The organism is Vibrio sp. NFR (assembly GCF_027587095.1).
Classification (GTDB): Bacteria; Pseudomonadota; Gammaproteobacteria; order Enterobacterales; family Vibrionaceae; genus Vibrio; species Vibrio harveyi.
Map to the genome: position 1 here is coordinate 146,471 of NZ_JAPPTN010000008.1, position 24,976 is coordinate 171,446.

Annotated in this window: 28 protein-coding genes; 12 read left to right on the forward strand and 16 right to left on the reverse strand. The window is 45.8% G+C overall.

Annotated elements, in window-relative coordinates:
- Positions 1 to 281: 281 nt before the first annotated feature.
- The 4 genes from OH463_RS16365 to OH463_RS16380 form a co-directional block, all read right to left on the reverse strand.
- Positions 282 to 2,438: a prolyl oligopeptidase family serine peptidase gene (locus OH463_RS16365; RefSeq protein WP_269991623.1), complete on the reverse strand. Its 2,157-nt coding sequence runs from the start codon at positions 2,436 to 2,438 to the stop codon at positions 282 to 284.
- A 162-nt stretch (positions 2,439 to 2,600) separates the two neighbouring features.
- Positions 2,601 to 4,172, reverse strand: coding sequence for an ABC-F family ATP-binding cassette domain-containing protein (locus tag OH463_RS16370; protein WP_269991625.1), 1,572 nt, complete (start codon positions 4,170 to 4,172; stop codon positions 2,601 to 2,603).
- 336 nt (positions 4,173 to 4,508) lie between these two features.
- Positions 4,509 to 4,910 carry a tRNA (N6-threonylcarbamoyladenosine(37)-N6)-methyltransferase TrmO gene (gene tsaA / locus OH463_RS16375; protein ID WP_009697079.1) on the reverse strand — a complete coding sequence of 134 codons (402 nt, stop codon included), beginning with the start codon at positions 4,908 to 4,910 and terminating at the stop codon, positions 4,509 to 4,511.
- A gap of 8 nt (positions 4,911 to 4,918) precedes the next feature.
- Complete coding sequence (locus OH463_RS16380) at positions 4,919 to 5,809, reverse strand: DMT family transporter (RefSeq protein WP_269991657.1); 891 nt, start codon at positions 5,807 to 5,809, stop codon at positions 4,919 to 4,921.
- Positions 5,810 to 5,923: 114 nt separating this feature from the next.
- Between OH463_RS16380 and OH463_RS16385 the strand changes: the two genes are divergently transcribed.
- Positions 5,924 to 6,517 (forward strand): TetR/AcrR family transcriptional regulator, encoded by a 594-nt coding sequence (locus OH463_RS16385; protein ID WP_269991659.1) that lies wholly within the window; start codon positions 5,924 to 5,926, stop codon positions 6,515 to 6,517.
- A 59-nt stretch (positions 6,518 to 6,576) separates the two neighbouring features.
- A complete protein-coding gene (locus OH463_RS16390) occupies positions 6,577 to 6,828 on the forward strand; it encodes a DUF6482 family protein (protein WP_005452623.1) in 252 nt (83 codons plus the stop codon).
- A gap of 16 nt (positions 6,829 to 6,844) precedes the next feature.
- Here the strand turns inward: OH463_RS16390 and OH463_RS16395 are convergent, their stop codons facing one another.
- Genes OH463_RS16395 through OH463_RS16405 form a run of 3 tightly spaced genes read right to left on the reverse strand, consistent with a single transcriptional unit; the run spans position 6,845 to position 9,630 of the window.
- Positions 6,845 to 8,041, reverse strand: a complete 1,197-nt coding sequence (locus OH463_RS16395) for a multidrug effflux MFS transporter (protein ID WP_269991661.1) — start codon at positions 8,039 to 8,041, stop codon at positions 6,845 to 6,847.
- A gap of 4 nt (positions 8,042 to 8,045) precedes the next feature.
- Complete coding sequence (gene grxB / locus OH463_RS16400; RefSeq protein WP_152164455.1) at positions 8,046 to 8,753, reverse strand: glutaredoxin 2; 708 nt, start codon at positions 8,751 to 8,753, stop codon at positions 8,046 to 8,048.
- Positions 8,754 to 8,766: 13 nt separating this feature from the next.
- A complete protein-coding gene (locus tag OH463_RS16405; RefSeq protein WP_269991665.1) occupies positions 8,767 to 9,630 on the reverse strand; it encodes an MBL fold metallo-hydrolase in 864 nt (287 codons plus the stop codon).
- 106 nt (positions 9,631 to 9,736) lie between these two features.
- Here OH463_RS16405 and OH463_RS16410 point away from each other — a divergent pair, with 106 nt between their 5' ends.
- A complete protein-coding gene (locus OH463_RS16410) occupies positions 9,737 to 10,639 on the forward strand; it encodes a LysR family transcriptional regulator (RefSeq protein ID WP_269991667.1) in 903 nt (300 codons plus the stop codon).
- Between the two features lie 98 nt (positions 10,640 to 10,737).
- Positions 10,738 to 11,163: a universal stress protein gene (locus OH463_RS16415; protein ID WP_269991669.1), complete on the forward strand. Its 426-nt coding sequence runs from the start codon at positions 10,738 to 10,740 to the stop codon at positions 11,161 to 11,163.
- 65 nt (positions 11,164 to 11,228) lie between these two features.
- Here OH463_RS16415 and OH463_RS16420 read toward each other — a convergent pair whose 3' ends face one another.
- The 3 genes from OH463_RS16420 to OH463_RS16430 all read right to left on the reverse strand — a co-directional run bounded on the left by OH463_RS16420 (position 11,229) and on the right by OH463_RS16430 (position 13,064).
- Positions 11,229 to 11,447: a hypothetical protein gene (locus OH463_RS16420; RefSeq protein ID WP_009703435.1), complete on the reverse strand. Its 219-nt coding sequence runs from the start codon at positions 11,445 to 11,447 to the stop codon at positions 11,229 to 11,231.
- Between the two features lie 119 nt (positions 11,448 to 11,566).
- Positions 11,567 to 12,319 carry a DeoR/GlpR family DNA-binding transcription regulator gene (locus OH463_RS16425; RefSeq protein WP_005452636.1) on the reverse strand — a complete coding sequence of 251 codons (753 nt, stop codon included), beginning with the start codon at positions 12,317 to 12,319 and terminating at the stop codon, positions 11,567 to 11,569.
- Entirely contained in the window at positions 12,312 to 13,064 is a 753-nt protein-coding gene (locus OH463_RS16430; RefSeq protein ID WP_009697071.1) for a glycerophosphoryl diester phosphodiesterase, read from the reverse strand. The genes OH463_RS16425 and OH463_RS16430 overlap by 8 nt, the downstream gene beginning before the upstream one ends.
- Positions 13,065 to 13,294: 230 nt before the next feature.
- Between OH463_RS16430 and ugpB the strand changes: the two genes are divergently transcribed.
- The 8 genes from ugpB (at position 13,295) to OH463_RS16470 (ending at position 19,575) form a co-directional block, all read left to right on the forward strand.
- The gene (ugpB, locus tag OH463_RS16435) at positions 13,295 to 14,602 is read left to right on the forward strand and encodes a sn-glycerol-3-phosphate ABC transporter substrate-binding protein UgpB (protein WP_009697070.1); all 1,308 of its coding nucleotides are present in this window, start codon (positions 13,295 to 13,297) and stop codon (positions 14,600 to 14,602) included.
- A 127-nt stretch (positions 14,603 to 14,729) separates the two neighbouring features.
- The gene (ugpA, locus tag OH463_RS16440) at positions 14,730 to 15,611 is read left to right on the forward strand and encodes a sn-glycerol-3-phosphate ABC transporter permease UgpA (RefSeq protein WP_269991673.1); all 882 of its coding nucleotides are present in this window, start codon (positions 14,730 to 14,732) and stop codon (positions 15,609 to 15,611) included.
- Positions 15,611 to 16,459 (forward strand): sn-glycerol-3-phosphate ABC transporter permease UgpE, encoded by an 849-nt coding sequence (ugpE, locus tag OH463_RS16445; protein ID WP_009697068.1) that lies wholly within the window; start codon positions 15,611 to 15,613, stop codon positions 16,457 to 16,459. The genes ugpA and ugpE overlap by 1 nt, the downstream gene beginning before the upstream one ends.
- Positions 16,460 to 17,617 (forward strand): sn-glycerol-3-phosphate import ATP-binding protein UgpC, encoded by a 1,158-nt coding sequence (locus OH463_RS16450; RefSeq protein ID WP_269991675.1) that lies wholly within the window; start codon positions 16,460 to 16,462, stop codon positions 17,615 to 17,617.
- Positions 17,610 to 18,419 carry an HAD-IIB family hydrolase gene (locus tag OH463_RS16455; protein ID WP_049537960.1) on the forward strand — a complete coding sequence of 270 codons (810 nt, stop codon included), beginning with the start codon at positions 17,610 to 17,612 and terminating at the stop codon, positions 18,417 to 18,419. The genes OH463_RS16450 and OH463_RS16455 overlap by 8 nt, the downstream gene beginning before the upstream one ends.
- A 475-nt stretch (positions 18,420 to 18,894) precedes the next feature.
- On the forward strand, positions 18,895 to 19,230 hold the full coding sequence (locus tag OH463_RS16460) for a hypothetical protein (protein ID WP_005452650.1): 336 nt from the start codon (positions 18,895 to 18,897) through the stop codon (positions 19,228 to 19,230).
- An 88-nt stretch (positions 19,231 to 19,318) separates the two neighbouring features.
- Positions 19,319 to 19,447 (forward strand): hypothetical protein, encoded by a 129-nt coding sequence (locus OH463_RS16465; RefSeq protein WP_005426337.1) that lies wholly within the window; start codon positions 19,319 to 19,321, stop codon positions 19,445 to 19,447.
- Complete coding sequence (locus OH463_RS16470; protein ID WP_005452653.1) at positions 19,447 to 19,575, forward strand: hypothetical protein; 129 nt, start codon at positions 19,447 to 19,449, stop codon at positions 19,573 to 19,575. Before OH463_RS16465 ends, OH463_RS16470 begins: the two co-directional genes overlap by 1 nt.
- 76 nt (positions 19,576 to 19,651) lie before the next feature.
- Here the strand turns inward: OH463_RS16470 and OH463_RS16475 are convergent, their stop codons facing one another.
- The 6 genes from OH463_RS16475 to OH463_RS16500 form a co-directional block, all read right to left on the reverse strand.
- The gene (locus OH463_RS16475) at positions 19,652 to 20,068 is read right to left on the reverse strand and encodes a MarR family winged helix-turn-helix transcriptional regulator (protein WP_009697065.1); all 417 of its coding nucleotides are present in this window, start codon (positions 20,066 to 20,068) and stop codon (positions 19,652 to 19,654) included.
- A complete protein-coding gene (dmeF, locus tag OH463_RS16480; RefSeq protein ID WP_005452657.1) occupies positions 20,068 to 20,982 on the reverse strand; it encodes a CDF family Co(II)/Ni(II) efflux transporter DmeF in 915 nt (304 codons plus the stop codon). The genes OH463_RS16475 and dmeF overlap by 1 nt, the downstream gene beginning before the upstream one ends.
- A 223-nt stretch (positions 20,983 to 21,205) precedes the next feature.
- Positions 21,206 to 21,769, reverse strand: a complete 564-nt coding sequence (locus tag OH463_RS16485) for an HD domain-containing protein (RefSeq protein WP_274791430.1) — start codon at positions 21,767 to 21,769, stop codon at positions 21,206 to 21,208.
- Positions 21,770 to 21,915: 146 nt separating this feature from the next.
- Positions 21,916 to 22,917, reverse strand: coding sequence for a CobW family GTP-binding protein (locus tag OH463_RS16490; protein WP_199449671.1), 1,002 nt, complete (start codon positions 22,915 to 22,917; stop codon positions 21,916 to 21,918).
- Positions 22,907 to 23,467, reverse strand: a complete 561-nt coding sequence (locus OH463_RS16495) for a carbonate dehydratase (RefSeq protein WP_269991680.1) — start codon at positions 23,465 to 23,467, stop codon at positions 22,907 to 22,909. Before OH463_RS16495 ends, OH463_RS16490 begins: the two co-directional genes overlap by 11 nt.
- A 148-nt stretch (positions 23,468 to 23,615) precedes the next feature.
- The gene (locus tag OH463_RS16500) at positions 23,616 to 24,950 is read right to left on the reverse strand and encodes a dihydroorotase (RefSeq protein ID WP_269991682.1); all 1,335 of its coding nucleotides are present in this window, start codon (positions 24,948 to 24,950) and stop codon (positions 23,616 to 23,618) included.
- Between the last annotated feature and the right edge of the window lie 26 nt (positions 24,951 to 24,976).

Here is a 24,976-nt window from a genome sequence, read left to right on the forward strand (position 1 = left end):
GGTAGTGCGCTCCCGAAGGATGAGGTTACTTGGGTGTACATACGTCATCCAATCCCCTTCAAAGAACAGGTAAGTAAACAAACTTTGGATAAGTAAGGACGGACTATTCAACGTTGTATAAAACTAAGTGGAAGCATAATAGGAAGTTCTATCACCTATGGTTATATGCGTTATAACCTTATTTTTATTTTGGCTGAGAGAAACAAAAAACGCAGCCCGAAGACTGCGTTTTAATCCCAATGTGAATGAGCTTAAGCCCTTTGTTTATTTCGCCCTTTCACTTACAGCTTTTCAACACCCATATTGAACAACGTAAAGCTGTAAACATCGGCGGTTTTCTCGATAACCTTACTAGTCGGTGTGCCTGCACCGTGACCTGCATTGGTTTCGATTCGAATCAAAGTTGGGTTTGTACCCGCTTGTTTCGACTGTAGCTCAGCCGCAAATTTGTAAGAGTGCGCAGGCACCACTCGGTCATCGTGGTCACCCGTTGTCACCATGGTTGCCGGGTATTTAACGCCGGCTTTTACGTTATGAACTGGCGAGTATCCTTTGAGGTAATCAAACATCTCTTTACTTTGCTCTGCTGTACCGTAGTCATAAGCCCAGCCAGCTCCTGCTGTAAAGGTGTGGTAGCGAAGCATATCCAATACACCCACTGCTGGCAGTGCCACTTTGAACAGCTCTGGGCGCTGCGTCATCACTGCACCAACAAGCAAGCCGCCGTTCGAGCCACCGTTAATCGCAAGCTTGTCTGATGAGGTGTAATCTTTATCGATAAGGTACTCAGCTCCAGCAATAAAGTCATCAAACGAGTTTTGTTTCTCTAATTTGGTGCCGGCATTGTGCCACTCTTTGCCGTACTCGCCACCGCCACGAATGTTCGCGACAGCGTAGATACCACCCATTTCTAACCATGCTGCTCGGCTTGGACTAAAGTAAGGCTTTAGACTGATGTTAAAACCACCGTAACCATACAAGATTGTTGGTGCGCTGCCGTCCATCGGCGTGCCTTTCTTGTAAGTGATGATCATTGGAATCTTAGTACCGTCTTTCGATTTGTAGAACACCTGACGAGATTCAAATTGAGCAGAGTCGAATGGCGCGTTCGATTTGTGGTAAACCTCGCTGTCACCGCCTTTGATGTCTAGGCGATAGGTCGTGCTTGGCGTCTTGTAGTTGGTGAAAGAGTAGTAGACTTCAGCGTCTTCTTTCTTACCCCAAAAGCCGTAAGCACTGCCGATGTCTGGTAGCTTGATTTCACGAATGAACTTACCGTCCATGTCGTATTGTTTGACCATAGAAAGAGCATCAACAATGTAGCTTGCGAATAGATAACCGCCCGCGGTTGATGGGCTAAGCACGTTGTCAGTTTCAGGAATTAAATCTTTCCAATTCTTCGGCTCAGGGGTGCTCGCATCCACCGTCACCACTCGTTTGTTTGGTGCATCTAAGTTGGTGACCAAATACAGCTTGGTGCCTTTGCTATCAATCACCCAAGTATCAGAATTGGTGTCATCCAAAATGGTTTGCAGCGGACTATCTGGCTTGGTCAAATCTTTGAAGAACAGCTTATTGCCAGACGTTGAAGTACTTGCCGAAATAAACAGGTAACGTTGGTCGTCGGAAGTGTAACCACGAACGTATCGGTGCTTCTCTGCCTCTGTACCGCCGAAGATAAGCTTGTCCTCACTCTGCTTAGTGCCTAGCTCGTGATAGTAAAGCTTGTGTTGGTCGGTTTTTGCCGAAAGCTCGCTGCCTTCTGGCTTATCGTAACTTGAGTAGTAGAAACCTTTGTTCCCCAGCCAGTTTACGCCGCTGAACTTAATATCCACTAACGTCTCACCGACAGGCTTTTTGGTTTCAGCATCAAGCACAATCACTTTGCGCCAATCGCTACCGCCTTCTGAAATACTGTAAGCGACTAAAGAACCATCTTTGGTGAAGCTCACATTCGCCAGCGAGGTCGTGCCATCTTCGCTAAAGGTATTTGGATCGAGGAAGACTTCAGGCTTGCCACCGTCAAGTTGGCGGTAAAGCACATCTTGGTTTTGCAAACCGTCGTTCTTGTAGAAATAGGTGTATTTACCTTCTTTGAATGGTCGCCCTAACTTCTCGTAATCCATTAACTGAGTTAAGCGTTCTTCAATCTGGTGACGATAAGGAATTTGCGCCAAGTAATCGAACGTGACTTGGTTCTGCGCTTTGACCCAATCCGCCGTTTCTTTACTGCGGTCGTCTTCTAACCAGCGGTATGGGTCACTGACTTTGGTACCAAAGTACTCATCCACCACATCGACTTTCTTTGTCGTTGGGTACTTCACAGCCATTTTGTGTACGTGTTCAACCAATTCCTTTGTTGAGTCTTCGGCATAAGCACTCGGCAATATGCCCGTCATCGCAAACGCGGTCACCAGCGCTAAGGTTTTCTTTTTCATAGACTTCCTTTTCTGTTTTTGTTTTATGTAATGCACCAAGCATCTTACCTATATTAGAGAAATGATTCTAATCGTCTGAATAAAGCTGTGAATCCACGGAGACAAAGTGACTCACTTTGCCTCCGTGAGATAGACAAACCTCGGTTTATAGACCGACTTGCATTAACTCAGTTCAATGCTTCGAGACACACCCGACTCCGCGGCAAAATCTTGGTCGTGACTGATAAGAATAAAGCCGCCTCGATACGCGCTTAGTGCCTGAGCAAGCATGATTTTCGAATCCAAGTCGAGGTGATTATCTGGCTCATCCAAGAGCAACAAAGGCTGCGTTGGTTGATGACTGACAATCAGCATAGCGAGCTTCATTTTCTCGCCGCCACTCAATACGCTGCCCAAACGAAATACACTGTCTCGGCGAAAACCAATGCCTGCGAGTAATGTTCTGGCATCGCTCTCTTTCATCCCCTCACAATGTTGCATCAGGTTTTCCAACATGGAGAGTTCAGGCTGTATCGCACCAAAGTGTTGGTCGAGATAATAAAGCGGCGTATTGATTTGTAGCTCACCACTTTGCAGTGAGAACTCCCCCAAGAGGGTTTTCAGTAAGGTCGATTTACCGCATCCGTTTTTGCCCAACAAATGCAATTTATCATCCGCATGAACTTGCGCAGTGATGGGTTGAGCCGACCCAAATGGCAACATGCCTTCTAAAAGCGACACAACTTTTCGTGAACGGTTTTGACTGTCTGCCAAATACAGTTTTTGCCCTTTGATTTGCTCTTTACGCACTCGCAAACTTTGCTCTTTCTCTTGCAGATGCGCTTGGCGAAGTTGCTCGTTTTTATTACGACTGGCAGCTCGGGCTGTAGCTTTGTTTTTCATTGCATCCAGTAAGATTTTCGGCTGACTGCCATCCTTTCTTAGCTTATTACCTTGAGCCGCTCGTTGCTCTGCTTTCTCCCGATTGCGCTGAGCTTGTTCTTCTAATTGCTTTTTTTGTTTATCGACACTGGCTAACTGGCGTTCCACCGCTTGTAGTTCGGTGCGCTTTTGCTCGGCATACACGTCGTAATTACCGCCAAACACTTGTAAGCCTAAACCGGATAGCTCCCAGATTTCCTCCATCTCGCGCAACAATTCTCGGTCGTGACTTATAAGCAGAATCGCTCCTGAGAAATTGCGCATCGAATGAATCAACCACTGCTTGGCATGTGTATCAAGATGGTTCGACGGTTCATCAAGGATCAGTAATTCCACTTCGCTGTCGAACAACTGCCACAGTTGCAAACGCGCTAACTGCCCGCCACTCAATTGCGAACAAGGAAAGTCTGGCTGTAGCGGCAAGCCCATGGTTTCTAACTGCTTAGCAAGTTGGATGGGCAAATCCCATTGTTCACCTACTACCTCAAACAGATACTCCGAGCAATCGCCCATCTCGATCTGTTTGAGCGCGCTTAGCACTTTGTCCTTTGCTAAGAACTGGGCAATCGAAAGATCGCCCCCCAACAAGTGAGATGGTTGCTGGCGATACACCGCAAAGGACCTTGGTAAGGTGACCGTACCGCTGGTTGGGGTTTGCTCACCACTGAGTATCGATGCAAACACCGATTTTCCGACACCGTTACGTCCGACTAACCCAACACGACGTTTGATCATTGAACATGAGATTTGCTGAAACAGCGTTTCGCCATTACCAAATTGATGACTGATATTGTAAGCCTGTAAGAGTGGCATAATTTGCCTCCTGTATGACAGGGACAACAGCCGTAGCTTGAGATAAATCTAGAGATGAGATCGATGCAAATACACGCGCCCATAGAAGCGCTTCAAACAGAAAAATGGTAACTGCAAAGAAATATCGGAAAGTGAGCTACGCCTACTAACCCTGTAAATCCAAAAAATAAAATGAGAGTTGGATGACAGGTTTAGTTGTTCATGTTGGCGTAATCTCCTAAAGAAGTGATGGGCAAAGTCTAAAGGTTTTCTTGTATAAAAAGCAAGCGACTTCTGTCACAAGCCGCTTTCAAACCGAAAGCTCGTTTGGATGCCCTAGCTTACAAGGGCAAAAACCTAGGACTGTGCTTCAAAGTAAATTGCAGGTTTGATATCAACCAAAGGCGTGCCATCCAAGCAGTCCAAACCACGCACTTTAATTACTCCCTCGTCGATAGACTCAATCGGTATTACCGCCGCGCCAATAGGGTTTGGTCTGTGCGGTGAACGTAAAGCAAAGGTGCCCTTCTTCCCTTGCATCATTTCAGGTTGGCGGTTCGCACCAGAAAGCCAATACAGAACCAGTATTTTCTGCTCAACCTCAAGTCCTACAAGCCCTTGGTGATACTGAGATTTAAGTTGAATTTCACACACAGGTCCATCTTGTGGCTGAATGTTATTTGGGCACTGAGAAACCTCAGTATATGGCGTACGAATTTGCCCAATAAACTCAAGTTGTGGGGTTTGAATTGTGTTCATATCAACCTCTATTTTTGTTCTGACTTCATCGCTGAAAAAGCGTAAATGGTAATAGTGACCAAGATGATTGAACCACCAAGAATGCTTGCCATTGCAGGAATTTCATCAAAGAAGAGTAATGCCCAAAGTGGTGCTAGCACGGTTTCAATCATCAGAATCATGCCAACTTCAGGTGCAGTGATGTAACGAGTCGCAACTTGTGAAAGCACACGCCCAAACGGCGCAGTAAACAGCCCCATCAAGCCCATAATCAGCCAAGTGTTCGCGCTGTAAGTTGAAGGCGTTGCCCAAAACAGCATTGCCATCGCTAAGAACAGCCCACCAAAACCAACGCTTGCCATGCGGCTTACGTGCTGATGCTTACGCAATTGCACCTGGTTGAGCGACAAACACACCACAGCAAACACTGCTAAGCCATCGCCAATCCAGTTACCCGATTTAAAAGAACCAGAGACCACAATCGCAATACCTACCATCACAGCAACAATCGCAATCCACGTCGAACGCTGGGTCACTTCACCCAAAAACCACCAGCTAAACAACGCAGCCAAAGCTGGTGCTGCACTCAGAATCACAAAGGTATTGGCAACCGTGGTGAGCTTAATGCTCATCACCAAACCAGCAGCACTGCCGAGCATCAATAAGCCAGACAACAAGACATGCCAGCCGCTCTCTTTCACCGCTCGAACCAGACCGCGCTCATCGCGAAGCTGGATAAATATTGGCATCGAAATCGCGGTAAACAAGCCAAATAGAAATGCGGTATCCACCCCACTCACGCCTGAAAAGCGAATAAAAATTGGGTCCAGGCTCATCAACAGTGCACCAACCAAGGTGATCACCACTCCGGCAAAGCGAGCGCCTTTGGCGTTTAGGTTATTCATTAAAGCCGTTGTCATCGTATCTCTCCTAAAAAAACAAATCATACTCGCAAGTATGATTTTATAATTTCGGAGTTGTGTCAATAAAAATCATACCGTATAGTATGATTATCAAATCAAGAGAATCTGAGCATGAGCAAGATCGAGCAAAACCGAGAGAAAAAACGTCGAGCTATTTTGGAAGCCGCGAAAGAGAACTTTTTGTCCGAGGGATATGTATTAGCGAACATGGATAAAATCTCTGCCCAAGCAGGTATGACAAAGCAAACCGTGTATCGTTACTTCCCATCTAAAGCAGCGCTATTTGAAGCAACATTGCGCCAGATAGGTGAAAACATGGATGGCGGTTTCGTTACTCACCTACAAAAGGATGATCTGCGAGGAGCGCTGAACTCATTTGGTGAACACTTTGTTTCTTTCCACCTTTCTGATGAGCACTTGGCGACCTTCCGCTTGTTGATTGCAGAGAGCGCCAAAGCGCCTGAGATCACGACGATCTTCCGCGAAGTCGGTCCGGACGATACCGATGCTAAGCTCACTCAATTCTTCCAAGATCGTTTCGATATTAAGGAACCAGGAACACAAATTCGCCTCTGGACAGGTATGCTACTGTCGATCCGCTCTGGCGTTCTAATGGGAATGGAAAAGCCAACGCAAGCTGAGATTAAGAAGCACGTGCAAGAAGTGACTGAGTTTTTGTTGGCAGCGATCGAGCATCAGAAGTGAACTAAAATCCATTACTCGCCGTAATAGCCAAAGAGTGAAAACACCAATGGGAAACGGCTATGAATCTTTTGATTGAATCGGTTGAGGGTGGTATCTACCTCGCTTACAACGTAGAAAACCAAACAAGATCGTTGATCTTGAACGAGCACAAGAGCCCACTCACGTTCGCCAGCCTCTGTGAGGCAAGAGACCACTTTCGAGGAGAAGGATACTCCTCAGCAAAACTGGTCCACCTCAACGCATCCGATGAGATGTGTGGAGAAAGAATACGCTGTGACATGCCATTAGAGATTGAATTGAGCTGGTATTAACACCAGCTCTTAGCTATCAGACCTGAGCTTTACCTACAGCGATTTGGCGCTTCCTCACCATCAAGACCATGGTTGCCAACAGTGACATCATATACACTATTGCCAGCGCAGTTGTACCATCCACATTCAACGCGCTCGCTATAGCGACGAGGACTGCACCTCCCATCATTCTCAAAAAGCCATCAATGGAAGAAGCTAAACCAGCACAATACTGAAATGGTTCCAACGCCATCGAAGTCGCTGCGCCAGCCAACAAGCTAAATCCGCCGCTCGCCATTCCTGCCATCAGGAAAAATCCACCAACTTCACCTTCGGGCATTAATACCAAGCCTATTCCTGCCATTGCAACCATGATCGTGCCGGTTAATACCGTATCAATACGTCCCAATTTGTTCATCACTTTAGGTGCAATCACACTAAATAGAATTTGAGAACCGCCAATCAAGCCAAACATCATAGAGAACTCGACTTGGCTTAAACCTCCTTGCTGCATTGCCACTACTGGAGCGACAGAGACATAAGTTAAAAGCCCGCCAAAACTCAACAGGTTTGCCAATGCAAACACCCGGAAGTTCTTATTACTTAGAATGTCTTTGATATTGCAACGCAATGCCACCGTGTTCTCGATATCAACCGACACCTTAACTGGCTTTGGGCTGTCAAATCCGACGGTCGCTAACACCATAAGTAACAGTGCTAACCCTGCCATCATATAGAAGCCACCAGCCCATCCCCAAGCCATGGCTAAACCACTACCAATCAATGGCGCGATGGTTGGAATCGCACTAGTGACACCGCCGATGTAACTCAACAGCCTTCCTGCATCATTTCCTTGGTAATTGTCTCGTGCCCACGCCATAGCGGTGATCATGGTAAAGGAAGCCCCAATGCCCTGCATTCCTCTCGCGATATATAGTACTTCCATATTCGGTGACAATGACGCAAGAATACTGCCCATCGCGTAAACCAACGTACCAAGCACAGCCGAAAACCGACGACCAAATCGGTCTGAGATTGGCCCAGCTAATAACTGGCTCACCCCCAGAGCAAGAATATAGATAGAGATGGTTTGGCGCATATCACCATCGCTAGCACCAAACACATCCATCATCTGAGGAATGGACGGCAAATACACGTCAATAGCAAGAGGTCCAAGTGGTACTAAAGCGAAAACAACAATCAGTGGCAAAAGCCTATTACCTGCCTTCTCCATGCCCCTACCTCACCGTGCGATCAGCATAAACTGGAGCAAAGAGTGCCACTTGAGTTCGCTGTGAAATGATCTCTAAATAATCGCGTATTATCTGAGGTATCGAAAGCTCACCGATCATGGTTAGGTTTCTCAGCTCCGAAAACAGCGCGATGTCATCAATCGTCAGATCTCGTGTTGTGTTTACAACAGACATCATATCAATCTCAGGCACCATCTTGAGCAGTGCGCCCTCAAGTTGAGGTAAGTAATCTTCGGTCTTGCTCAGCAACTCAGCTAAAGAAGCACCTAAATACTCTTCTCTAGAGTGAACAAATAATGCCATTGCCGACTCCGTGCTGAGTTCAGGGAGCCCAAGCAATGGCATGCGCGGATAACACAGCTTGGCAGTATATGGCTTCAAATCATCCAACATATCCTGAACGATGGTCGATAGTGTATAGCGACTAAAATAAGGCTCGACGTTAAGGGAACTAGGAAGTTGGTCCAAAAAAGCAAAAATATCGAGACTCTCCGTCATAAGCTCTGTTTGCTTTTCCGCAGCAGAAGTGAGCTGCAAAATAGGAACGGTAAACTTTTCTAGTTTCGCAGCGACCGATGGTTCGAGCTCTCCCAATGGGAATGTTTTGACCTTAACATCCAGATTCTTCAACCCAATTAATGCTTTAACTCGCGTACAGTAAGGACAGCTATCAAACGTATGTAATGTCATCATTTTCCTGTCCCTCCTAGTTGCCATGCCAGATGGAATAAGCCATACGCTCTACATGAGCAGGAAGGTTTTGTTCATAGCCCACCCAATGTTCGAACTTTGGTAGCTTCACTGAATGCTTGAGTTCTTCTGGAGTCTTACCAGCTTGCAAACCACTCCAAACCGCATCAAACAACGCTTTGTTAAATTGATAATCTTCTTCAAATGCTTCGGCTGATGAGACAGGCATGTGACCACTAATGACAGTGTCAAATGCTAATTCATTCCGCGCACGTTCAAAGGTATTCAAAATGCTGACGTAGTTATGCGTATTCAAACGGTGTGGTTCATTAACCATACCCGGCAAATGCCAATCAACGGCGAGTAGGACTTTGTCTTTCGGCATATGAATGATGCTCATGCAATCCCCATCATTAGGACCGTAGTAATGCAAATCGACTTGTTTGCCACCTAAACTCACGCTCATGGTGTCATCATATGTTTGATCTGGTTGAGCAACGCGGTTCTCTAAGTCTCGACTTAAAAGCTCAGTACACTTTTCTTGAGAGATGAACTCTGCTCCCTGCTCTTTAAAGATCTGACCACCGCGAGAGTGGTCAAAATGGTCGTGTGAATAAATCACTTTTTTGACTGGTTGCTTGGTTAGCTTGCTAATTTCTTGCATCATTTGCTTGGATCGCGCTTCACCGGACGGGTCCGTCACAATCACCCCTTCAGGCGTTACAACGACTAAGCTGTTATAGAAATACTGCGAGTATTGATAAACACCATCTTTCAACTCAATCATCACTGGTTTGGTTGGGTCAAATTGCACCGCTTCAGCCGCTACCGTTGAGCTCATCAAAAGCCCGCCAATCATAGCTTGGTAAATCATCTTCATAGGACACCTTTTGTCTTACTTGTCTTTGGTGTTGCTAAAGATAATTTGTATACTTTAATGAAACAATTGAGTAAAAAGTAACTTCATAACATACAAAAAGTATAGAATGGACAAATACAAAAACATGCAACTGCTCTGCACCGTGGTAGAGAAAGGCAGTTTCGCAAAAGCAGCAAAAGCATTAGGTGTCACTCCAGCGATTGTCGGGCGACATATTGCAGCCATGGAAAGCGAGTTAGGGTTTGTACTTCTTAATCGCACAACTCGGAGCATGCAACTGACCCCAGGAGGCAGAGCCTATTACGAGGGGTCACGTGCGATTCTTGAAAACATAGAGCAGTTAGAAGACTCTTTAACTAGCGCCCACCAACTGAATCCAACCGGATTAATCAGACTTTCAGCCCCAGATGCAATGGGACCTTTTCTGATGAAAGCGATTAAGGCATTTCGCCAAACCTATCAGCACATCCGCTTTGATTTGGTGTTGTCCAATAGTCACGTAAACCTGATTGAAGAAGAGATTGACCTAACTATCCGTCTCTCATATGACTTACAGGATTCTTCCTATATTGCAACGAAACTAGGCAGTTCTAGCTTTGGATTGTACGCAGCACCAAGCTATATTCTTGAACACGGGCAGCCAAATCACTACAAAGAGTTAGAGCAGCATGATTGCTTACACATGGGGCGCTCGCGTTACGGTGATAACTGGGTGCTGCAGGTAGAAGGTAAGAGCATCACCTATCGCCAACCATGGGCGGCAGTCATTTCCGATACCCATACTCTAATCGCCGCCATGGTAGATGGCATGGGAATCTCTATGATGCCGAGTTTGTTTGTATACAAAGAACTAAAACAAAATACTCTTGTTGAAATCAAAGGTGTTGCTGAATTCCCGCTGGTCAATATTTCCGGAATGTATCCTACACGTAAGCATGTGCCCTACCGTTTATCTTTGTTCTTAAATCACTTAAAAGCATGGTTTCCAAAACATTTGCAACAAGCATAATTTGCCAAAACTTTGAGCGATTTCGGGATCTTATCAACACATTTTTTGTTAAAGGCGTACTATGCTATTGGTAGTGTATTCCACAAGAGGGCGTGGTTATGAAATACAAACATATCCTAGTCGCACTGGAACTGTCTGATGAGAGTACTGTGTTGATTGACCGAGCGGTATCTATGGCGAGTTATCTCGGTGCCGAGATTTCTTTTATTCATATCGATGGTACTCATGGCGAAATTTATCGTGAGCTTGTCGATATTAAAGCAAACCCAGACCAAAGACCGTTGAATGAACATTCAATGGAGTGCTTGAAGTCCTTTCGCGATTACATGGAGCAACCATTGAAGCACTTCTTCGTAGGCACTGGTGATTTAGCGGACAAACTGGAAGTGACTATCAAAGAACAAGAAGTTGATCTGCTGATTTGTGGTCACCATCAAGACTTCTGGAGCAAGATCATTTCTTACTCAAGACATCTGATCAACAAGTCTCCGGTTGATATTCTAGTTGTACCAATTCACGAATAGCGTGAATGAACCATCCCAAAAGCCGCCAACGATGGGCGGCTTTTTTGTGTTTCTTGTTGGCTCAATTAAGGCTCTATTTCACCAATCGAATACAGCACCAACTCTTGTGGGTTATTCCCTTCCCCTAACGAGTGAATGTCTTCCCCTTCTTGTTTGAGCTCGTTAATCAGTTTGAGCGCTTTATCTTGCTTCACACCAATAATGGTCGGCATTTCAGAGGCCGAGACACCAAAACGCGTTGCAATAAGCAAGTTTTTCACTTTGGTTTTATCCGATTCAAACATGACATGACCTCTTTAATTTCAATTATCTAAGCATAGCGAATCACGATGAGAAAGCACCATGCCAACTTGAATAGATAACGGATTTTCCTAAGGGCTAGACAAACAAGGAAAGTAAAAGCTTAGTTACTGAAAACGCGGTCAAAATAACTGAGTGGCGCCACCTTGGTATTGGCTCTTCGTTGCCACTTGCTGCTGTTCGCCACCAGCCACTTTTGTTCTGAGTTGGCTAAAATCGCTTGGCTCACTCTGGCTTCTCGCAACTCATGTTCCATCGCAAAAGCATGAGTATCACCTTTAGTGCTACCAAGATTGATCTGCGCGGAATGAAGTTCGGCGATTTCGGTTACACCTGCGCAACCGATAATGCCAATATCTGCGGAAAACTGAGCGAAAAAGTGCTCCGCCGCACCATCTACTACATCGCGGTCATTGGTACGAATACGCCCACCCGGAATCCAAGTTTCAATGTTCTCAAAATGAGAAAGAATGTGCGCCGCTTCGAAGTTATTCGTCACCACACGAAGCTCACTGTGATGGACCAAACGCTCTGCAATCAATGCGATGGTAGTACCGATACCCAAAAACAAAGTCGCGCCGTTCGGGATGGCTTTGACCACTTCATCTGCAATGATCTGCTTTTCTTGTTGATTGGTGACTTGGCGAGAAGCATAGCTGCGATTACTCAAGGTAGCAGGCAATCCGACACCACCATGATGACGTCGGGTCAGTCCTAATTGGCAAAGCTGATTAATGTCACGTCGAATGGTTTGCGTCGTGACTTCGAAGCGCTGAGCAAGTTCTTCTATCGCACAATATTCTTGCTGATGAACCAGTTCAATGATGCTTTGCTGACGGACGTTGAGGTTATTCATTCAATGCTGCTTCTCGTCTGACTGCAGTCGCTTCAACTTTATAACTCTGTGGTGTGTCTGTGATCATCATGTCCACACCCCACAGCCAATGCGCTTCAACTAATTGAGGGAAGTTCGGTGTATAACAAAATAGTTGGTAGCCAAACTGCTTGATTTGCTTAGCCTGCGATTCGGTCAGGAAACGGTAATCACAATGCACGCTGTAAGCATCAATGTGTTGTAGCACGATAGCAAAATCATCAGGAATCTCTTGCCACAACTGTCCTCTTCTCACTTCTGGCAGATAGTTTCTCATCGTCACCAAAGCTTCCGTATTAAAGCTAGAAAACAGAATCATGTCCGTATCCACATCCAAGCGCTCAATTACCTGTGCCACCTTTTCACACAACAAATCAATTTCATCGCCTGAGTAGATCTTCAATTCAATATTGAGCTTCACGCCAGCCTTTGCGGTGAGTTCAAGCGTCTCTTCTAAGCTCGGGATATGCTCGCCAGCGAAGTCATCACCGAACCATAAGCCAGCATCAAGTAACCTTAGCTCGTGCCAAGTCAGCTCTTTCACTTTACCGCGACCATTTGTGCAGCGGTTTACGGTTTTGTCATGGATAACCACAGGGATGTTGTCTGCGCAGAGTTGAACGTCAATTTCAATCCATTCACAGCCAAACTCAATAGCGCGTTGCATTGCCGATAAGGTGTTTTCTGGAGCCAAACTGGATAAGCCACGGTGTGCCGTTATTGTCATTTTTTATTCCGTCTTTTTCATTTGTTTTCAAATGAACTATCTCAGCCCTCAATGACGGTTTAATTACAAAATCGTGACGAAAATAATGCTCAAATAAGTTCATTTTTCTGTAACTAGAACGTCATTTGGCTCATTTAATGTTCATTTGAATTTTTTGAAGCGGATTCATTATCAAAATGAAAACCTGCAAGGGAACAACCTGTTCAAATCATCTATGAAAAGGAATCATTATGGCTATTAAACACCTCGCCGGACTTGCAATTGCAGCGGCATTCATCAGCACGCAAGCACAAGCAAAAACAGAGGTTGAGTGGTGGCACGCAATGGGTGGCGCACTAGGTAAAAAGGTCAACGAAATTGCCGCAGACTTTAACGCAAGCCAATCAGAATACGAGATCAAGCCAGTTTACAAAGGCAGCTACGCAGAAACCATGACCAGTGCAATCGCCGCATTCAGAGCGAAAGAGCAACCAGCTATCGTGCAAGTGTTCGAAGTGGGTACGGCGACAATGATGGGGGCAGATAAAGCGATTTATCCCGTTTATCAATTGATGAAAGACACCAAAGAGTCGTTTAATCCAGATGATTATCTTGCGGCAGTAACGGGTTACTACACCACCAATGAAGGCAACATGCTTTCACTGCCATTCAACAGCTCCACTCCTGTGCTTTATTACAACAAAGACATGTTTAAGAAGGCAGGCGTAGCAAATCCACCTAAGACGTGGAAAGAGATGGAAGAAGTGTCTCGTAAACTACTGGCGTCTGGTGCGAAATGTGGTTTCAGTACAACCTGGCAATCATGGACTCAAATCGAAAACTTTGGTGCGCGTAACAACGTTCCTGTTGCCAATAACAACAACGGCTTTGCTGGCTTAGACACAAAATTCAAGTTCAATGACTCAGCGTTCGTACATCATATCGAACAGATGGGTAAATGGTCGAAAGAAGGCATCTTTAAGTACGGTGGTCGTCAGTCTGATGGTATGCCACTGTTTTACACCCAAGAGTGTGCAATGACCATGGGCTCTTCCGCAGGTCTGGCGGGCATCAAAGAGAACATGAAAGGCATTGATATCGGCGTAGCACAATTGCCATACGATTCAGAGCTAATATCTAAGCCACAAAACACCATTATCGGTGGAGCCTCTCTTTGGGTGCTTCGTGGTCACTCAAGCGAAGAATACAAAGGCGTGGCGAAGTTTTTCTCTTACCTTTCAAGCCCTGAAGTTCAAGCAGATTGGCACCAATTCACTGGTTACTTACCAATCACTAAAGCGGCTTATGAGCTAACGAAAGAGCAAGGCTTCTACACTAAGAACCCGGGCACCGACACAGCCGTTCTGCAAATGACATCGACAAAGCCAACGGAAAACTCGAAAGGTATTCGCTTTGGTAACTTCCTGCAAACTCGCGACATCATCAACGAAGAACTGGAAGCGGTTTGGGCAGGTAAAGCAACGGCACAAGCTGCGCTAAATAATGCGGTTCGTCGTGGTGACGAGCAGCTACGTCGCTTTGAGCGCACACAGAAATAACGAACCTTAATAACGAACAATGATGCACCGAGTCTTATTCCAGTAGGTACTCAGAGATGCACTCTCCCCGCCCATCATGGGTGGGGAATTCGTTTACACACCTTGCCTGTTTTATTTTGGTATTTGTATGTCCTCACCTGTTGTTTTTAAACACAAATGGCTTCCGGTTGCGCTGATTGCGCCTCAGTTGGTGATCACTTTGGTGTTCTTCATCTGGCCGGCAGGACAAGCCATTTTCCAATCTTCACAACTTGAAGATGCTTTCGGTATGAGCCGTGAGTTTGTGGGTTTAGAGAACTTTGAAACGCTCTTCCATGATCCACTTTACCTAGATTCGTTAATGACCACGCTGCAATTTAGCATCAGCGTTGCGGTGCTTGCTCTGGTCAGTGCGCTGATCCTTTCCGCTTTTGCCGAGCAAATCATCCGTGGCGCGACCATGTATCGCACTTTCTTGATTTGGCCTTATGCGGTGGCTCCGGTTGTCGCAGGTTCAATATGGCTATTTCTATTCGATCCAACCATCGGTGTGATGACCGAACTGTTGAATCTGTTTGGCGTAGACTGGAATCCAACGCTCAATGGCACCCATGCTATGTGGATGGTGATCATCACCTCGACATGGAAGCAAATCAGCTACAACTTTCTGTTCTTCCTTGCAGCGCTTCAATCAGTACCCAAGTCTCTGCACGAAGCCGCGGCCATTGACGGCAGTGGTCCAATCAAACGCTTTATCACTATTAGCTTCCCGCTGATTTCACCAACCAGTTTCTTTTTGTTGGTCGTGAACTTCGTTTACGCGTTCTTCGATACCTTCGCCATCATCCATGCGATGACACAAGGCGGTCCGAGTAACAGCACTTCCACCTTGGTTTATAAAGTCTATAACGATGGTTTTATTGGTCTGGACTTAGGCTCATCAGCAGCGCAATCCGTCATCCTGATGATCTTGGTGGCTTCCCTAACCGTGATTCAATTTAAGTATGTTGAGAAGAAGGTGGCGTACTAATGGTAGAAAGAAGACCGTTTTTTAATCTGTTTTGTCATGTCATTTTAATTCTTGGCATTATTTCGATTGCGCTTCCAGTTTGGATTGCGATCGTAGCAACCACACATGAGAACAGCGCGTTCGCTACCGGTACACCATTGTGGTTTGGCGATTTGGGCTTTAGCGTTTTCACTGACTTGTTGAGTAACGACACCCAGTACAACAACAATACTTTGCCAATTGGCAACATGCTGCTGAACTCCTTCATCATGGCGATGTGCATTACCATCGGCAAGTTGAGCATTTCCATCCTGTCCGCCTATGCAGTGGTGTTCTTCCGTTTTCCGGGACGAATGCTGGCGTTCTGGATGATCTTCTTCACACTTATGTTACCAGTAGAAGTGCGCATCATGCCGACATTTGAGGTGATTACGAACCTCAACATGCTGAACTCATTTTACGGCTTAACCATTCCATTGATCGCCAGTGCAACGGCTACTTTCTTGTTCCGTCAGTTCTTCTTAACGGTACCAAATGAGTTGGTGGAAGCAGCGCGAATTGATGGCGCAGGACCAATCAAGTTCTTCTTCGATATCTTGTTGCCTCTATCTCGCACCAACATCGCCGCACTGTTCGTCATCACCTTCATTTACGGCTGGAACCAATATTTGTGGCCGCTTTTGATCACCACAGACGTGCAGTACTACACCATCGTGATGGGCATTAAGCAGATGCTTGGAGTGGTTGATGGCGTGATCGAATGGAACAAAATTATGGCCACCACCATTATCGCCATGTTGCCACCCGTGATTGTGGTAATTGCAATGCAAAAAGCCTTTGTTAAAGGTCTGGTAGATTCGGAGAAATAAATGTCCACGCTAACTCTTTCTAATATCGCTAAATGTTATCCGAACGGCTATCAGGCGATCCAAAAACTTAATCTCAATATCTGCGACGGCGAAATGGTCGTGTTGGTTGGCCCGAGTGGCTGCGGTAAATCCACCTTACTTCGCATGATTGCAGGGCTAGAGGAAATCAGCTCAGGAAAGCTTAAGATCGACACTACAACCGTCAACGATCTCGAACCTGGCGAGCGAGACATTGCCATGGTATTCCAGAACTACGCCTTGTACCCACACATGACGGTGTACAACAACATGGCTTACGGTCTGCGCAACCGCAGAACACCGAAAGCGGAAATCGAACGATTGGTTCACGAAGCGGCAAAGATGCTGGAGTTGGATCACCTACTCGACCGCAAACCAGGGCAGCTTTCTGGCGGACAACGTCAACGTGTGGCGATGGGGCGCGCAATTGTACGTGAACCAAAGGTGTTTCTGTTCGACGAGCCACTGTCCAATCTAGACGCCAAACTGCGTGTTCAAATGCGTTTAGAAATCAAGAAGCTTCAGCGTCGCCTCGGGACGACATCGGTTTACGTTACCCACGACCAAGTTGAAGCAATGACGCTGGCGGACAAACTTGTTGTTTTGAACAAAGGTAATGTCGAACAAGTTGGCACACCGCTAGAGATATACGACAACCCTGCATCTTTGTTCGTCGCGACCTTTATTGGTTCACCATCCATGAACATCTTAGATGGCAATGTTAGCGTTGACGGCATTACTATCGGTGACGCGCTGCTTCCTGTCTCCACAGCAAACTTGGCTCTTGGCGAAATAAAGCTAGGACTTCGTCCAGAGCATTTACAAATCAGCCAAGATAACCCATGGTTGCAAGTAGAAGTCGAATTGATTGAATCGCTCGGTGCCGATCTGTTGCTTTACTGCCGCACAGAAGGTGGTGACTCACAAAAGCTTGTTGTTCGTGTAGAGGGACATACGCCAATTCAAATTGGCGACAAGCTTGGTCTAGACATCAAGCCAAAACATGTTCATCTATTTGATGCCAACACAGAAAAGCGTATCGAGAGTACACTGGCTTCCGCGGTATCACTGCAAGGCGTCAGTGACGAAACTCAAGCAATCAACCCTAGAGTAAACAAGCAAGGAGTGGTGAATGCCTAACCCGTTATCAGAGCTCAAGTTAGAGAGTCTGAAACAGATCGAATGGCTGCTAACCGACGTGGATGACACATTGACTTGGCAAGGCAAGCTGCCACCTGAAACACTCATTGCGTTAGCCGAGCTAGAGCGTGTGGGCGTAAAAGTGGTGGCAGTAACAGGCGCATGTGCCGGTTGGTGTGACCAAATGGCAAAGATGTGGTCACTGCATGGTGTGATTGGTGAAAATGGCGCGTTTTGGATGAGAAAAGACGCGGCAGGATTCCACACCACCTTTGCTCGCCCAGCCGAAGCAATGCGCAAAGAACAACGCGCATTACAAGAAAGTATTACCGGCATTTTGGCAGGCTATCCCAATGTCGAGTTCAGCCAAGATCAGAGTTTTCGCTACTGTGACGTTGCGGTGAACATAGCGCAAGATAGAACGCCTGTTTCCCCTTCCACGACAATGGAAATTCTTAACCACATTATGAATTTGAATGTGGAGTCTAATCCCGTCAATGCAACATTGAGTTCGATTCACATCAATGCTTGGGTCGGTAGTCACAACAAGCGTACAAGTGGTGAAGCGTACATTAGGCAGTTCAATAACGGCGAATTACCGAGCTTAGAACGCATCACGTATGTGGGAGATTCACTCAATGATGAAGGCATGTTTGAGTGGTTGCCAATGACCTTTGGCGTGAATAACATTCGCCCTTTATTGGCGAAACTGAACCATCAACCTAACTATGTCACACAAGAGAACGGCGGCTATGGGTTTGCTCAATTGGCAAGCTTGATCGTTCAAGCAAAAAGCCTGTAATTCAACAGCATGTCCATTCGCCCTTCCGCTTTTCTTAAGTCGGTGAATGGACATTATTTTTGTCTCTGATAAATAAAATCTCTATTTATCATTCGCAATTATCGTTTTGTTATCTACCAAAAACGCTCAAAAAACTCTCGTTACTAATTTGCTCTCAATCCCTTGCTATATATGGCGTTTTTTCATTTCGTACTACTTACCATGCTCAGAACGAAGCAATCCGCAACAAAAATTGATTGTTGTCCTAACTAATTATTTTTGTTTGTCGCATTCAAAAGCAGCCCATATTATCCGCAGCACAAGGGATGACATTCCTTACGCTCTTTAACAATCAAATGCCGTACTCCTTCATCTGACAACTTTCCTACTGATGTAAAAATTCCCTTTTGATTCCCATTTTCAAATTTTTACAACCACTGCGCAGAGCATTTAAAGCTGTGTTCTGCATTACAGTCTATTCATGTAGGAAATCATCGTGGATAAATATCAAGCTGCATACGCTAAGCGTCTAGAAAAACTGAAGGGCAATCGTTCGCCAAAAACTATTGCACGTATTTCGGCGTGGGATGCATTTTTTAACAAAGAATACGAGATGCAAGATCTAGAGTCTCAAATGGCAGACTCTGCTCGTCATCACTATGAGCAATCTGACGTTAAAAATGAAATCAGCTTTGGTTCATTCAAACGCGCATTCTATAAAGAATCGATCGTGATTTATGACCTAACCGATGGCGCTTCAATTCAGAAAGTGTTCACACCGTTACTTGTGCTAACAACAGCATGGGTACTGTTCGTGTGTTTTACCCAGTAATTGAATAACCGAATTAAATAAGCAATAGATAAACTATTGGCAGAGTGTTTATTACCTTTGTTCAATACAAACAGTTGAGAGTTTAAGGATGAAAGGAAGAAACATTGCGGCATTTGCCATTGTGGTGGCAGCATTTGCGTTTGGTTATGGCTTTAAATCCTATCAAGAAGCGAATGGTGTCATTTACCCAACCTTTAAGAAGGAGTTTAATCTCTGATGCCTAAGATTACCCTTCTGCTACTCGCAACGACTGTCGGTATTGGCGTTACCGGTGCTGCATTCTGTGTTGGCATTACGTATGCGTTCACACAACTGCCAATCGAACAAATTCTATCAAGCTTATAAAAAAGTAGAGCATTTCGGTGCTCTACTTTTTTGCTGTTTGAGACTCAATATTTGAGTTGAGAAACGAAAAGCGCAATCAGAACTCTTTATTCATCTTCTGTAAGCAAGCAAACAAGATCGCTTGATGCTCAGGCTCGATATTGCGCGTTAAGTCTTGAACCAAATCTAAATGCAGCTGATTGTGATGACGGTGAATCTCTTCACCCGCTGGCGTAAGCTTTACTACGATAGCGCGACGATCTTCTGGATGCGGACAGCGCTCAATAAGCTCCGCTTTCACCAGTTTCTCAATTTGAACCGTTAACGTGCCTGTCGTAATCCCAAGCTTTTCCGCCAGTTCTTTCATACGCAACGCACCATGCCCACCCAGTACTTCAATCGTGTGGATTTGAGCCAGTGAGTAACCCGTGCCTTTTACTACAGATTGCTCCCAAGAAGACATTTTGTCATAGAACTCGGTAAGCGTTTGATTCAGCTTTTCTAATTCGCGCATCACTCAGTCGTTTGAACTTCCAAAGTTAGGTGGTGAATCTTATCAAATTTACTCAATAATTGCTTAAATTCATCCAGCGTTTTGTTGCTATGATTTTTAAGCGCGATAGCCGCAGAATAATGATGACCACTCACCTTCCAGATGTGTAAATCAACAATCTCGGCATAAGGAGTAAGTGTTTCAGTAATCTCATCTCGGTATGACTTGTTGATGCTCTCATCCAACAAGACTGGTGCGGTTTGTTTCATTAAACCCAAGGTCCACTTACCAATCACAACGGCACCAACAATCCCCATCATGGCATCTAACCAAACCCAGCCGTAAAACTTACCGACAATCAACGCGACAATCGCAAGTAGAGAGGTCAGCGTATCCGCTAACACGTGGAAGTACGCAGCAGTTAGGTTGTGGTCGTGATGATGTTCGTGCTCATGATCGTGAGAATGGTGATCATGATGGTCATGCCCATGATGATGGTGATCTTGCAGAAGCAGCATGCTCGCAAGGTTCACCACTAAACCAATCACCGCCACCATAATAGCTTCGTTAAACTGAATGCTTTCTGGGTTGAAGAGACGATGAATCGACTCGACCATCATCATCAATGCCACAATCCCCAACGCAATGGCACTGGTAAAACCGCCGAGCACACTCACCTTACCCGTACCAAATGAGAAGCGGTCATTATGGGCATTTTGTTTCGCGTAGCGGTAAGCAAACAAGGTGATACAAAATGCCGCTGCGTGTGTACCCATATGCCAACCATCTGCGAGCAATGCCATTGAACCAAACATGGTCCCGGCAGCAATCTCCACCACCATGGTGGTCACGGTTAGGATCAATACGTAGAGCGTGCGTTTTTCACCCTTTTGGTTGTGAGAAACGAAATCATGTGAATGTTGCGATACAGCCATTGCGACACTTACCTTCCAATTTTAGTTTGATTATCAAATTATTTGATTTTAATTTAGTTTGACCATCAAACAATGTCAACCTAGGAAGGGAATTTGATCAAAGGGAAGTTTTAAAAAGAGTCTTACTCAGTATAAAAAACACAAACGAGCTAAAGCACTTAGGTTCACCAGAGACGCCTAAGTGATTTTGCAGCAAGTGATGTTTTTAAGTTGAGCGAGAGAACTAGCGCTCAGCTAATCGACGGGTATCTTCATCGATGATCGCTCGAAGCGCTTTGGTCAGATCATCAAAGTCCGTGTGCTTTTTGCCGTATTCCAGATTAAAGGCGTAATTGAAATCGGTAGGGTTATCGCCTTGAGTGTGCTGCAGAATGGTTTCCAATTTATCCAACGCTTTGGTGAGTCGAGCTTCTGCGGTAGTAGCACTGTCGTATTCCAACCATAGCTCCAGCAGATCCTTTTGCAGAGAAGCGTCTAACGGAGCGATGAGTTGCTTCAAATCCGCCAGTTCTAGTGCGCTTTTATCCAGCCCATCGTGTTGCTCCAACGCCGAAATGTCACCGCTGACCGCTTCTGCCAAGTCATGAACAACACAGAGTTTTAGCACTTTCAAGCTATCCAAATGTGGATAATGTTCTGCTACCAGCATGGCAAGTAAGCATAATCGCCACGTGTGCTCAGCAGTACTTTCATGGCGACCAGAAGACGTCCATGCGGTGCGTAAAGTGTTTTTGAGCTGCTCAGCCTCGCGCAAAAAAGTAAGAATGCCCGGTAGCTTGTCGATCATATCAGTGCTCATGTTTCAATGTTTTCAAGAAGAGTAACGGATCGGACTGAATCGGAAAAGCACAAACGACAGGGAGAAAACAGGAAGTGATTAGAAACATAGAAGAAGACTCAGACACTCATATTGAGAATGCCTGAGCCTATAGATCACGCCAATTCGCAAGAAAGCAGTTTGGCTTCAAAGTGCTCATCAATGCAGTCGGCAATCAGTTCAATTCGGCTTTCAGCACAGTCATCCAACTCCACTTCCTGTAGCCCATCTGGCGTTAGGTTGTAGCCATAAATGCCATCACCAGTAATAAACACCGCTTTCATGCGCTCCACTTCCAGCTCAACCAACAGAGGAATCAGCTTGCGGCGATCGAACACTTTCTCAGGTGAAAAGCGCCAACCGACACTCTGGAAACCTTCGCCTGAATTGGTCGCTTTGAGCATACCACTCTCAGGCATTGGCATGTCTGAAGCCAAAGGCTTGTCACTCGCATGATGGTGGTGATGCGGTGGATGTTCATGAATGGTGGTCTCACCTTCAAATTCAGCAAACGGAATCACCCCATGCTGAGCAAAAACCACTTTGGTATTTGGGCGCCCAACTTGCGCCACGTAAGCTTCTAGCTTCTGGGTGTCTCCCTCTTGATACAAATCGAGCTTGTTACCCACCACTGTATCGGCAATCGCAATTTGTTGGTTGAACGTGTCATGCTGTGTATAGCGCTCATCCGCAAGCTTACGCGCGTCGACCAAAGTGATGTTCTTTTGTAGCGAAAGCACTTGGCGATAATGATCTGTCGACAACACTTGCAGCACTTCTTTCGGGTGGCCAAGCCCAGTAGGCTCAATCAGCAGACGGTCTGGCTTTGCTTCATTAAGCAGTTGGTTTAAGGCGATTTGCATTGGCAACCCCGCCGCGCAGCACATGCAGCCGCCGGGTACTTCGCGAATAAACACTTGTTGCTCTTCGCTTTGTTGCCCCTGAACCAAGCTACCATCAACGCCGATTTCACCAAACTCATTCACTAATACCGCCCAGCGCTCGTTCTCTGGCTTATTCGCCATTAAATTCAAAATCGCTGAGGTCTTTCCTACACCAAGAAACCCCGTAATCATGTTGGTAGGAACACCAAGTATGGGTTGGCTCTCAGAGCTCATTGGCAATTCTCCTGTAACCTTGCACCAGTTCGTGGTTTGCTGAAACCACAGACTCTGAAAACGCCGAGTACTCAGGTGGCACTTTCGAGATGCTATTCAAATCAAAGTCAGCACCAATATTCGTCATTGGCGGAACATGGAAATTCTCTGGCAAGTCTAGACCATCTACCACACAGTTATGGCGAATAACACAACCCTTCCCAATCACAGCATTAAACACCACCGAGTTAAAACCAATGAACACATCATCGCTAACTTCACACGGACCATGAATAATTGTTCGGTGTGCAATGGAAGAGCGCTCACCAATGGTCACGGCAGCGCCTGCCTTTGAGTGAATGACCACGCCATCTTGAATGTTGGTATCACGCTTGATGACAATGGCTTCCATATCGCCTTGCTCGTTCACCTCATCAGCACGAATCACCGCGTAAGGACCAATAAAAACGTTATCTTCAATGATCACTTTGCCACAGATGATTGCCGTCGGATCGATGAAGGCTGTTTCCGACACTTCGGGCATGTGACCTGTGGGATTTCTTCTTAACATATTGAATTCTCTTTATTTGGTGCCGAAAAGACACTCAAGTTACGACAACTATACTTCTACAAATAAAGCCCGATGAAAGCGGATAAATGTAAGCTTTCGAAAATAAACTGAGCTTTCAAATAATCTAAGTTTTTGAAAAACGTGAGTCTTAGCGATCAAATACCAATCGCATAGCATGTACTGCCTGCTCATTGACTTGTTGGTCGACATACACCAACCCACCGTTGACCCAAGTTTTCTTGATTTGTGAGGAGAACTGATGGCCAGCAAAAGGCGACCAACCACAGTGGTACAAGCTATTGTCATTGGTGACTAAGGTCGGCATTTTTGTATCCACCAGCACCAAATCAGCGAAATACCCTTCACGGATAAAGCCACGTTGCTCAATACCGTAGCGGATGGCTGGGTTATGTGCCGTCTTTTGAACCACTTGCTCCATCGTCATATGTCCGCGAGCGACTTGATCAAATAAAGACAATAGTGCGTGCTGTACCAAAGGTAACCCCGCTGGCGCTTGTTCGTAAGGCACCTGTTTTTCTTCCCTAGTGTGGGGGGCGTGGTCTGTCGCGATAATGTCAATTTGACCTGTATTAAGTGCTTTTAGAATAGCCTCACGGTCCTTTGGGTATTTCACCGCTGGGTTACATTTGATTTGGTTACCACGCTCTGCGTAATCTTCATTGCTAAACCACAGGTGATGAACGCAAGCTTCAGCAGTAATGTTTTTGTTCTCGATTGGACCTGCATCAAACAGTGCTAACTCTTTTGCCGTTGTGATATGCAGAACATGCAACTGACTGTTGTACTTCTTAGCCAGTTCTACCGCATAAGAAGAGGACGCATAACACGCTTCGTCATCACGCAGTATCGGATGATCTTCAATGGTGAATTCCGACTTCTCTTTGAGTAGTCGCTGTTTGTTTTGCGCAATCACAGGTCCACTTTCACAGTGCGTTACGATGAGCACCGGTGAATCACGGAAAATTTCCTCCAAGGCTTGAGGTGCTTCCACCAACAAATCCCCCGTCGAAGCCCCCATAAACACTTTCACGCCACAATGTCTCTTTGGATCAAGCAGTTTGATTTGCTCAAGGTTGTCTTCGGTCGCACCAAGGTAGAAAGAGTAGTTCGCGAGGGAGCTCTGCTCGGCAATGGAGAATTTGCTTTCTAACGCTTCGATGGTCGTCGTGGCAGGGTTTACGTTCGGCATTTCCATATAGCTTGTGATACCACCTGCAACCGCTGCACGGGATTCTGTTGCAATCGAACCTTTGTGCGTTAAACCCGGCTCACGAAAGTGTACTTGGTCGTCTATCATACCGGGGATTAGATGACACCCTTTAGCATCAATCACCGTGTCTTCCGGTTTTGAGGCGATATCGGTCGAGATAGCTTCAATTCGCTGATCGACAATTCGTAAATCGGTCTCGGTAATGGTTCCTTCGTTGACGACAAGGGCGTTTTTAATCAGTGTTGCAGGCATAGCGGTTCAGAACTCCTTGCTGATGA